Here is a 10,106-nt window from a genome sequence, read left to right as displayed (position 1 = left end):
CCGGCATTTTCGGCTCCGTCGCGGCCGCACCGGGCCGCGCGGGGCGGCGCGTGCCCCACCGCGGTCCCCCGAGCGCGCGGACGCCGTGGCGCACCCAGGCGGCCGCGACCAGGATCGCGATGGCGACGATGCCGTCCAGCCACCAGTGGTTCGCGGTCGCGACGACCACGAACACGGTCACCACGAAGTGCAGCGGGCCGATCCAGCGCCAGTGCGAGGTGCTGACCCGCCAGCTGTACCAACCGATCACGGCCGCGAAGAGCACGTGCACCGACGGCATGGCACCGAAGTTGTCGACCGAGAAACCGGCGTTGTAGACCGACTGACCGTAGAACTCGGCGGTGTCGACATACCCGGGCAGCAACCGGGGCGGCGCGACGGCGAGGAATTGCACGAAGAAACAGCCGAGCGTGCTCAGGGCGAGGGTGGTGCGCACCGCCGGGTAGTCGTCGCGGTGCCGGAAGTACAGCCAGATCAGGAAGATGCCCATGCCGGTGAAGTGCATGCTGGCGTAGAAGAGGTTGGCCAGTCGCACGATCGTCTCGTGCCCCAGGATCAGGTCCTGGACGCTGCGTTCGTCCGGGAAGAACAGCGCGGACTGGGCCCGCTCGATCCAGTGCGCACGACCGATCGCGTCGCCGCCGTCACTGGAGGTGACCCGCTGCAGGATCTGCCAGCAGGCGAAGAGGAACGCGATGATCGCTCCCTCCCGGCAGAAGGTGGCCACCCCGGGCCGACGCCGCCGCAGCAGAGGCCACAGCAGGCCGAGCACCACGCCGACGCCGAGTGCCTGCTGCCAGCTCAGCATCAGGTTGGGCATGGGGACCGCCGGCGCCGGATCACGCTGTCGATGCTGCGAGTTGGCCGCACGCCCCGTCGATGTCGGATCCGCGGGTGTCGCGGATCGTCGTCGGTATGCCGTGCGCGCGCAGCCGCTCGACGAACTGCTGCTCGACACCCTTGCGGGAGGCGGTCCACTTCGAGCCCGGCGTCGGGTTGAGCGGGATCGGGTTGACGTGCACCCAGCCCTTGCCGCGCGACCGCAGCTTCTCACCGAGCAGGTCGGCCCGCCACGCGTGGTCGTTCATGTCCTTGATGAGGGCATACTCGATCGACACGCGCCGACCGGTCGTCTCGTAGTAGCGGTATGCCGCATCGAGCGCCTCATCGACCGTCCACCGGGTGTTGATCGGGACCAGCTCGTTGCGCAGTTCGTCGTCCGGTGCGTGCAGCGACAACGCCAGCGTGACCGGAATCCCCTCTGCGGCGAGCTTGTCGATCGCCGGGACCAGACCCACGGTCGACATGGTCACGTGCCGGGCCGACATACCGAGGCCGGCCGGCGCCGGGTCGACGAGACGATGTATGGCGTTGACGGCCTGCCGGTAGTTGGCCAGCGCCTCTCCCATGCCCATGAAGACCACGTTGGACACCCGCAGCGGCGCCTCCCGGGACTCCTGTCGTGACTGCTCGTCGCCACCGGCGACGGCACCGGCGCGCAGCATCCGGGCACCGGCCACGACCTGCTCGACGATCTCGGCGGTCGTCAGGTTGCGGGTCAGGCCCTCCTGGCCGGTGGCGCAGAACGGGCAGTTCATCCCGCACCCGGCCTGGCTGGAGATGCACATCGTCACCCGGCCCGGGTAACGCATCAGCACCGACTCCACCAGCGCACCGTCGAACAGCCGCCACACCTGTTTGACGGTGCGACCGTCGTCGGCGGTGAGCGAACGGACCGGCGTCAGCAGCGTGGGGAGCATCGCCTCGACCAGGTCGGCGCGGCCCGCCGCGGGCAGGTCGGTCATCTGCGCCGGGTCGCTGACGAAGTGCTCGAAGTAGTGCGTCGACAGTTGCTTGGCGCGGAACCCCTTGTGTCCCAGCGATTCGACTGCCTCCTTGCGGCCCGCCTCGTCGAAATCGGCCAGGTGCTGCGGCGGTTTGCCACGGCGCGGCGCGGTGAAGGTCAGTTGACCGGGCACCGGCTTGCGGGTGCTCGGGGTGGGCAGGTCGGTCATGTCAGGTCACATCACTTCACGGCGACGAGAGGGGTCAACACGGCCCAGGCGACCGGAACGACGACCAGCAGGGAGTCCAGCCGGTCCATCAGGCCGCCGTGGCCGGGGATCAGATTGCTCATGTCCTTGATGCCGAGGTCGCGCTTGATCATCGACTCGCACAGGTCGCCGACGGTCGCCGCAACCACCGCGAGCGCACCCAGCAGCGCGCCGACCCACCACCGTCCGTCCAGGATCAGCGCCACACCCAGGCTGCCACCCACCACGCACGCGGTCACCGAACCGGCGAAACCCTCCCAGGACTTCTTCGGTGAGACGCTCGGTGCCATCGGGTGTTTTCCGGCGACCACCCCGACGATGTAGCCGCCGATGTCACTGCAGATGGTCACCAGGATGAAGACGACGATGCGCTGGGGCCCGTCGTCCGGCGCCAGCAGCAGCATCGCGAAGCCGACGAGCGCGGGCACGTAGAGCGTCACCAGGGCACCGCCGGCGATGTCACGCGGCATGCCGTCGACGTGGCCCAGCGCCCGCCATACGACGATGACCAGGACGGCCACGACGGCGGCGAACGCGAGCGCGGTGGCGCCCCACAGGTAGGCGACCAGCGGCACCACCGCTGCCGCGACGAGCGTGGGGATCACCGGCGGGTGCAGCTCACCGTGCGCCATCGCGCGCAGCATCTCCATGCAACCGATGACCGCGGCGGCCATCGCGACGCCGACGAAGATCTCCTTCTGGACGAAGAGGCTGAGCACCACGATGAGCCCGAGCAGCACACCGACCCCGATCGCGGCGTAGAGGTTGCGGCCGGCGCGCGGGGTCGGGTTGTGGGCGGCGGGGGTGCCGGCGGCCGGTGTGGGCTCGCTGCGCGCTTCCCGGGCAGCCCGGCGTGAACTGGGCTCAGACATCTCGTGTGCTCTCGTGGGGACGAGCGACCTCAGACCTCGAGGAGCTCGGCCTCCTTGCCCTTCAGCAGCTCGTCGACGGCGTCGACGTGCTTCTTGGTCGTCGACTCCAGCTCCTTCTCGTGACGGGAGCCCTCGTCCTCGCCGATGTCGCCGTCCTTGACCGCGCGGTCGATGTCCTCCTTGGCCTTGCGGCGGACGTTGCGGATCGACACCTTGGCGTCCTCGCCCTTGGTCCGGGCGAGCTTGATGTAGTCGCGGCGGCGCTCCTCGGTCAGCGCCGGCAGCACGATCCGGATGACGTTGCCGTCGTTACTGGGGTTGACGCCCAGGTCGCTCTCGCGCAGCGCCTTCTCGATGCCGGTCATGGCGCCCTTGTCGAACGGGGTGATCAGCACGGTGCGTGCCTCGGGCGTCTGGAAGGACGCCAGCTGCTGCAGCGGGGTCGGCGCACCGTAGTAGTCGACGGTCAGCTTGTTGAACATCGCGGCGTTGGCGCGGCCGGTGCGGATGGAGGCGAAGTCCTCCTTGGCGACCTCGATCGCCTTCTCCATCTTCTCCTCGGCCTCGAGCAGGCTGTCGTCGATGCTGCCGTCCATGGTGGGTGACCTCTTCTGGGAGTCAGTGAAACGAGTGAATGGGTATGTCGTGCCGAGTCTATTCAGGCACTGACCAGTGTCCCGATCTTCTCACCCTGCAGCGCGCGGGTGATGTTGCCCGGGCCCTCCATGCCGAAGACGCGCATCGGCAGATCGTTGTCCATGCAGAGGCTGAAGGCGGCGGCGTCGACGATCCGCAGGTTCTTGGCCAGGGCGTCGGAATAGGTCACGCTCTCCAGCTTGGTGGCGGTCGGGTCTACCTTCGGGTCGGCCGTGTAGACGCCGTCCACGCCGTTCTTGGCGATGAGCACCATGTCGCAGCGGATCTCCAGGGCGCGCTGGGCGCTGACGGTGTCGGTGGAGAAGAACGGCATACCGGCGCCGGCGCCGAAGATGACGACCCGGCCCTTCTCCAGGTGCCGCATCGCCCGGCGTGGGATGTAGGGCTCGGCGACCTGGCCCATGGTGATGGCGGTCTGCACGCGGGTGTCGATGTCCTCCTTCTCCAGGAAGTCCTGCAGCGCCAGGCAGTTCATGACCGTGCCGAGCATGCCCATGTAGTCGGCGCGGGTGCGGTCCATGCCACGCTGCTGCAGCTCGGCACCGCGGAAGAAGTTGCCGCCGCCGACCACGATCGCGATCTGCACACCGCTGCGGGCGGCGGCCGCGATCTGCTCGGCGACACCGCGGACCACCTCGGGGTCCAGTCCGATCTTGCCGCCACCGAAGACTTCTCCGGAGAGTTTGAGCAGGACCCGCTGCGGGGCTTCGGAGTGGACGGACGGGTCGGTCATCGGCGCAGCCTCCGGGCAGAACAGGTGTAGCGGTCGATAGATCCTGCCACAGAACCACCGTCCGCCTGATGACCGGGCAGTCCCCGTGGGACCCATCGGACACGTTGGGGATACATACTGGCTGGAATGTCTGCGAATACCCAGACCGAACTCTCCCGCCAAGGCGCAGCCGACAACGAGGACCGCAAGCTGCGCAAAGAACTGGGCCTGTGGTCGTTGATGGCGGCCGGTGTCGGCAGCGTCATCGGCTCCGGCTGGCTCTTCTCCTCCATGTATGCCGCCCAGACCGCCGGTCCGGCCGCGATCATCGCCTGGGTCATCGCCGGGGCGCTGATGCTGATGATCGCCCTGGTCTTCGCCGAACTGGGCATGGTCCGCCCCGAGTCCGGCGGCCTGGTGCGCTACCCGCTCTACTCCAACGGCCGGCTGGCGGCGAGCATCGTCGGCTGGGCGATGTGGCTGGCGTATGTCGCCAACCCGCCCAGTGAAGCGGCCGCCGTGGTGCAGTACGCCTCCAAGTGGTGGCACGGCGTGTACGACTCCGGCGCGGGCGAACTCACCACTCTCGGCACGCTCGTCGCGGTGCTGCTGATGGCACTGTTCGTCGTGGTCAACTACTTCGGCGTCAAGTGGTTCGCCCGCTCCAACAACATCGTCACCGCCGTCAAGATCTGCATCCCGATCATCACCGTGTTGCTGTTGCTCGCCAGCGGGTTCGGTGCCAGCAGCAAGGCCGGCGGTCTCTCGCACAACGTGTCCGCGCACGGCTTCGCGCCATACGGCATCAGTGCGGCGTTCAGCGCCATCGCCTCCGGCGGCCTCGTCTTCGCCTACACCGGCTTCCGCAACGTCATCGAACTGTCCGGTGAGGCCGCCAACGCCCGGCGCGACATACCGCGAGCGATGGTGGTGACGATCTTCTTCAGCGTGCTGCTCTACCTCGGCCTGCAGATCGGCTACCTGGGCTCCCTGCCCGGTGGCGAACTCGCCGCGGCCGGCGGGTGGCACGGCGTCAACCTGGACTCGCCGTTCGCCGACTTGGCGAAGATGCTCGGTTTCACCTGGCTGTCCTGGCTGCTGGTGGCCGACTCCTCGATCTCGCCCTCCGGCTCGGGCATCGTCTTCACCGCGGCGAACGCGCGTAACGTCTTCGGCCTGGCCAAGAACGGCTTCTTCCCGCGCGCCGTGATGAAGGTCAGCGACAAGACCGGTGTGCCGGTCATCGCGATGTTCGTCAACTTCGTGCTCGGTGCCGCAATGATGGTGCTGCTGCCCAGCTGGCACGACATCGTGGTCGTCCTCAGTGCGCTGGTGGCGATGACCTTCTCGATCGGGTCCGTGTCGTTGCTGGTCTTCCGCAACGTCGACCTCGGCGGTCGCGCCCAACGGCTGCGCGGCATGCGGGTCGTCGCGCCGTTGGCCTTCATGATCGCTGGTGATCCTGTGGACCGCGTGGGACACCCTGCTGAAGACGTTGGTCCCGATCGCCATCGGCCTCGTGTGGTTCGCGGTGTCCTTCGTGCGCGGCCAGCGCGATCCCGGCGATGTCAGCGGCGGCATCTGGCTGGTGGTCTACCTGGTGCTGACCTACGGCATCGCGGCCATCGGCAACTACGGCGGCACCGGCACGATCGCGCAACCGTGGGACTCGGTGCTGGTGGCTGCCGGGTCGCTGGTCCTCTACGGGTGGGGCGTGCGCGCGGGCACCGCCTACCTGCGGGGTCATGACCGGCTGCTGTCGGTGCTCAAGAGCCGCGCGGGTGACGACACCGACATACTCGCCACGGTGGACCCGCAGACCCGGTGATCCACCACCCCGACGCACCCGAGGGAGCAACCTGCCCGTGCACGACCGTCGCAGCCTGATCGAAGACCGCATCACCCGCGTGCTCACCGAACGGCTGCGCCCGGCCGTGCACCGGCCGGTGGCCGACCTCACGGTCGGCGCCTGGCACGTCGGCGGAGGCCGGGGCGAGCCGGTCGCCCCGGCGCAGGCGCTGCGAGCGCACTACGAGGCCTTCCCGATCGGTGCCGCGTGGGGACCGGCCTGGGGCACCACGTGGTTCCACCTGACGGGGACGGTGCCACCCGCGGACGACGCGGGACCGCACGAGGTCGTGGTCGACCTCGGTTGGGCGCCGCACTCGTCCGGCTTCCAGGCCGAGGGGCTCGCCTATCGCCCGGACGGCAGCGTCGTGAAGGGCCTCAACCCGATGAACGGCTGGATCCCGGTCGAACCGGGCAACACCATCGATCTGTATGTCGAAGCGGCCGCCAATCCCCTGCTGCTGCAAGCGCATCCGTTCCTGCCGACCGAGCTCGGCGAGAAGTCCTCGGCCGGTGACCGGCCCCTCTACCGGCTGGCGCGGGCACAGCTGTGCGTGCGGGACACCGCGGTCTGGGAGCTGGTGGCCGACCTCGACGTGCTGGACGGCCTGATGCGGGAGCTGCCCGCCCAGGACGGCCGGCGGACCGAACTGCTGCTCGGGATGGGTCGCGCGCTGGATCGGCTCGACCTGGCCGACGTGTCCGGCACGGCCGGCGCGGCGGCGACGGAACTGGCCCCGTTGCTGGCCCGGCGGGCCGGCGGCACCGGCCACCGGATCAGCGCGGTGGGTCACGCGCACATCGACTCCGCCTGGCTGTGGCCGGTGCGGGAGACGGTCCGGAAGGTGGCCCGCACCGTCGCCAACGTCACCCACCTGCTGGACGAGCACCCGCAGCTGGTCTACGCGATGTCCAGCGCGCAGCAGTACGAGTGGCTCGAGGAGCACCGGCCGGAGGTCTTCGAGCGCCTGGCACAGCACGTGGCGGCCGGCCGCTTCGTGCCGACCGGTGGCATGTGGGTGGAGTCCGACACCAACATGGTCGGCGGTGAGGCGATGGTCCGGCAGTTCCTGCTGGGACAGCGCTACTTCCGGGAGAAGTTCGGCATCACCTGCCGCGAGGTCTGGCTGCCGGATTCGTTCGGTTACTCCGCCGCACTGCCGCAGATCGTCCGGCAGGCCGGCTGCCCGCACTTCCTGACCCAGAAGATCAGCTGGAACCAGCAGAACGTCTTCCCGCACCACACCTTCCGCTGGGAAGGCATCGACGGCACCCGGGTGTTCACCCACTTCCCGCCGGTCGACACCTACACGGCCGAGCTGACCGGACGTGAACTCGCCCACGCGGCAACGAATTTCCGTGACAAGGGCGCGACGGACGTCTCACTGGTGCCGTTCGGGTACGGCGATGGCGGTGGCGGCCCGACCCGCGAGATGCTGCAGCGCGCGGCACGCACCGGGGACCTGGCCGGATCGCCGCGGGTCACCATCGAGGCGCCCGCCGATTTCTTCGCCCGGGCCGAGGCCGACTACCCCGACGCGCCGGTCTGGGTCGGTGAGCTCTACCTGGAGCTGCACCGCGGCACCTACACCAGTCAGGCCCGCACCAAGGAGGGCAACCGGCGTTGCGAGCACCTGCTGCGTGAGGCGGAGCTGTGGGCCACCACCGCTGCGGTGCGCGGACTGGCGGACTACCCGGTGGAGCAGCTCGGCAGGTTGTGGAAGGTCGTGCTGCTGCAGCAGTTTCACGACATCCTGCCGGGCAGTTCCATCGCCTGGGTGCACCGGGAGGCGGCCGACAACTACGCCGCCGCCGAGGCCGAGCTCGAGGAGCTGATCACCGGCCGACTGGCATTGCTGGCGGGCCACGGTGACGACGAGATCGTCGTGAACGCAACGCCTTTCGAGGTCTCCGGGGTGCCACCTCTGGGTGCCGCGACCGTGCCGGCCGCGGGGACGGCCGTGGGGACGGCCGCGGACCGGGCGGTCCGGGTGGAGCGTGCCGGTGGCACGCTGGTGTTGACCAGCGATGTGTTGCAGGTGACGATCGACGAGCGCGGATTGGTGACCGCCCTCGTCGATCTGGCCGGCGGTCGGGACGTCATACCGGAGGGCACGGCGGCGAATCTGCTGCAGCTGCACCAGGATTTCCCGAACAAGTGGGATGCGTGGGATCTCGACGAGTTCTACCGCAACACGGTGCGGGACCTGACCGACGTGGACGATCTGCAGGTCGCCGTGGACGCCGACGGTGCGGCGGTGGTGACGGTGCGTCGCGTCTTCGGCGCCTCGACCGCGACCCAGACGATGACGCTGCGTCCCGGTGCCCGCCAGCTCGATTGCGCCATCGAGGTGGAGTGGCACGAGCGGGAGACGGTGCTCAAGGTGGGGTTGCCGGTGGACGTGCACGCCACCGAGGCGGCATACGAGACACAGTTCGGGCACCTGCGGCGTCCGACGCACACCAACACCAGTTGGGACGCGGCCCGGTTCGAGGTGTGCGCGCACCGCTTCGTGCACCTGGCGGAGCCGGGGTTCGGTGTGGCCGTGGTCAACTCGGCGACCTACGGCCACGAGGTGACCCGGCACGAGTCGCCGGGCGGCGGCACCTTCTCGACGGTGCGGTTGTCCCTGCTGCGGGCACCGCGCTTCCCCGACCCGCAGACCGACCAGGGACGGCACCGTCGGCGTTATGCGCTCGTCGTGGCCCCCGACGTGCTGGACGCGGTGCGGGCCGGGTACCGGATCAATCTGCCCGAGCGCCGGATCACCGGCGCACCCGTCGAGCCGCTGGTGCTGCTCGGTGGCGGCACCGCCGCGGTGGAGGCCGTCAAGCCGGCCGAGGACGGATCGGGCGATGTGATCGTCCGGCTCTACGAACCGCGCGGCGCACGCACCGCGGTCACCATCCAGCCCACCTTCGCGGTCCGTGAGGTGGTGCAGGTGGATCTCCTGGAGGATCAGGTCGAGCCCGACGGGCTCGACACGCGCGACGGCTCGATCACCGTCCGGCTGCGGCCCTTCCAGCTGCTCAGCCTCCGGTTGCGGCGCTGACACGCGCGAACGGGTGGCCGGCGCAGCGCCGGCCACCCGTTCGGGTGCTCTGCCCGGTTGCGGTCAGCTCTCGCTCGAGGCGTTCATGCCCTGCTCGATCGCGCCCATCACCGAGTCGTCGGCGAGCGTGGTCACGTCACCGACCTCGCGGTGCTCGGCCACGTCACGCAGCAGCCGCCGCATGATCTTGCCCGAGCGGGTCTTGGGCAGCTCGGACACGACCAGGATGCTGCGCGGGCGGGCGATCGCGCCGATCTCGGAGGAGACGTGCTTGCGCAGCTCGTTCACCACGTCGTCTCCCCCGCCGTTGGCGCTGGCACGCAGGATGACGAACGCGACGACCGCCTGACCGGTGGTCACGTCGGACGCACCGACGACCGCTGCCTCGGCGACCTTCGGGTGCGACACCAGCGCGGATTCGATCTCGGTGGTCGACAGCCGGTGACCCGAGACGTTCATGACGTCGTCGACGCGGCCGAGCACCCAGATGTCGCCGTCCTCGTCCTTCTTCGCACCGTCACCGGCGAAGTAGACGCCCTGGAAACGGGACCAGTAGGTGTCGATGTAGCGCTGGTCGTCGCCCCAGACGGTCCGCAGCATCGCCGGCCACGGCTCCCTGAGCACCAGGTAGCCGCCCGAGCCGTCCGGCACCGACTGGCCGGCGTCGTCGACCACGTCGGCGACGACTCCGGGCAGTGCCTTCATCGCCGAGCCGGGCTTGCCGCTGGTCACGCCCGGCAGCGGGCTGATCATGATCATGCCGGTCTCGGTCTGCCACCAGGTGTCGACCACCGGGGTGCGGTCGGCGCCGATGACCTCGCGGTACCAGATGTAGGCCTCCGGGTTGATCGGCTCGCCGACCGAGCCCAGGATGCGCAGCGAGGACATGTCGTGCTTGTCCGGCACCTCG

8 protein-coding genes are annotated in these 10,106 nt (G+C 69.4%); 2 read left to right on the top strand and 6 right to left on the bottom strand.

Annotation, left to right across the window (positions count from 1 at the left end; genetic code table 11):
• The 5 genes from ACTHL4_RS09495 to pyrH form a co-directional block, all read right to left on the bottom strand.
• On the bottom strand, positions 1–820 hold an 820-nt coding region (locus ACTHL4_RS09495; RefSeq protein WP_440282512.1), incomplete at its 3' end, for a phosphatase PAP2 family protein.
• A 19-nt stretch (positions 821–839) separates the two neighbouring features.
• A complete protein-coding gene (gene rlmN, locus ACTHL4_RS09490; protein WP_440282511.1) occupies positions 840–2,015 on the bottom strand; it encodes a 23S rRNA (adenine(2503)-C(2))-methyltransferase RlmN in 1,176 nt (391 codons plus the stop codon).
• An 11-nt stretch (positions 2,016–2,026) separates the two neighbouring features.
• A complete protein-coding gene (locus ACTHL4_RS09485; protein ID WP_440282510.1) occupies positions 2,027–2,926 on the bottom strand; it encodes a phosphatidate cytidylyltransferase in 900 nt (299 codons plus the stop codon).
• Between the two features lie 29 nt (positions 2,927–2,955).
• Positions 2,956–3,522, bottom strand: coding sequence for a ribosome recycling factor (frr, locus tag ACTHL4_RS09480; RefSeq protein WP_440282509.1), 567 nt, complete (start codon positions 3,520–3,522; stop codon positions 2,956–2,958).
• A gap of 62 nt (positions 3,523–3,584) precedes the next feature.
• Positions 3,585–4,316: a UMP kinase gene (gene pyrH, locus ACTHL4_RS09475; RefSeq protein WP_440282508.1), complete on the bottom strand. Its 732-nt coding sequence runs from the start codon at positions 4,314–4,316 to the stop codon at positions 3,585–3,587.
• 126 nt (positions 4,317–4,442) lie between these two features.
• On the opposite strand from pyrH, the gene ACTHL4_RS09470 reads away from it, so the two are divergent.
• Complete coding sequence (locus tag ACTHL4_RS09470) at positions 4,443–6,044, top strand: APC family permease (RefSeq protein ID WP_440282507.1); 1,602 nt, start codon at positions 4,443–4,445, stop codon at positions 6,042–6,044.
• 116 nt (positions 6,045–6,160) lie between these two features.
• Positions 6,161–9,196 (top strand): alpha-mannosidase, encoded by a 3,036-nt coding sequence (locus tag ACTHL4_RS09465; RefSeq protein WP_440282506.1) that lies wholly within the window; start codon positions 6,161–6,163, stop codon positions 9,194–9,196.
• A gap of 63 nt (positions 9,197–9,259) precedes the next feature.
• Here ACTHL4_RS09465 and ACTHL4_RS09460 read toward each other — a convergent pair.
• On the bottom strand, positions 9,260–10,106 hold an 847-nt coding region (locus tag ACTHL4_RS09460), incomplete at its 5' end, for an AMP-binding enzyme (RefSeq protein WP_440282505.1).

The organism is Flexivirga sp., assembly GCF_051955415.1.
Taxonomy (GTDB): Bacteria; Actinomycetota; Actinomycetes; order Actinomycetales; family Dermatophilaceae; genus Flexivirga.
The sequence above is the reverse complement of the archived record's forward strand: the minus strand, read 5'-3'. Positions and strand labels throughout refer to the sequence as shown.

What these genes read in the sequence shown, in the direction of transcription:
- rlmN (WP_440282511.1), bottom strand. Translation starts at nt 2,015, where the DNA reads ATGACCGACCTGCCCACCCCGAGCACCCGCAAGCCGGTGCCCGGTCAA.
- ACTHL4_RS09485 (WP_440282510.1), bottom strand. Translation starts at nt 2,926, where the DNA reads ATGTCTGAGCCCAGTTCACGCCGGGCTGCCCGGGAAGCGCGCAGCGAG.
- frr (WP_440282509.1), bottom strand. Translation starts at nt 3,522, where the DNA reads ATGGACGGCAGCATCGACGACAGCCTGCTCGAGGCCGAGGAGAAGATG.
- pyrH (WP_440282508.1), bottom strand. Translation starts at nt 4,316, where the DNA reads ATGACCGACCCGTCCGTCCACTCCGAAGCCCCGCAGCGGGTCCTGCTC.
- ACTHL4_RS09470 (WP_440282507.1), top strand. Translation starts at nt 4,443, where the DNA reads ATGTCTGCGAATACCCAGACCGAACTCTCCCGCCAAGGCGCAGCCGAC.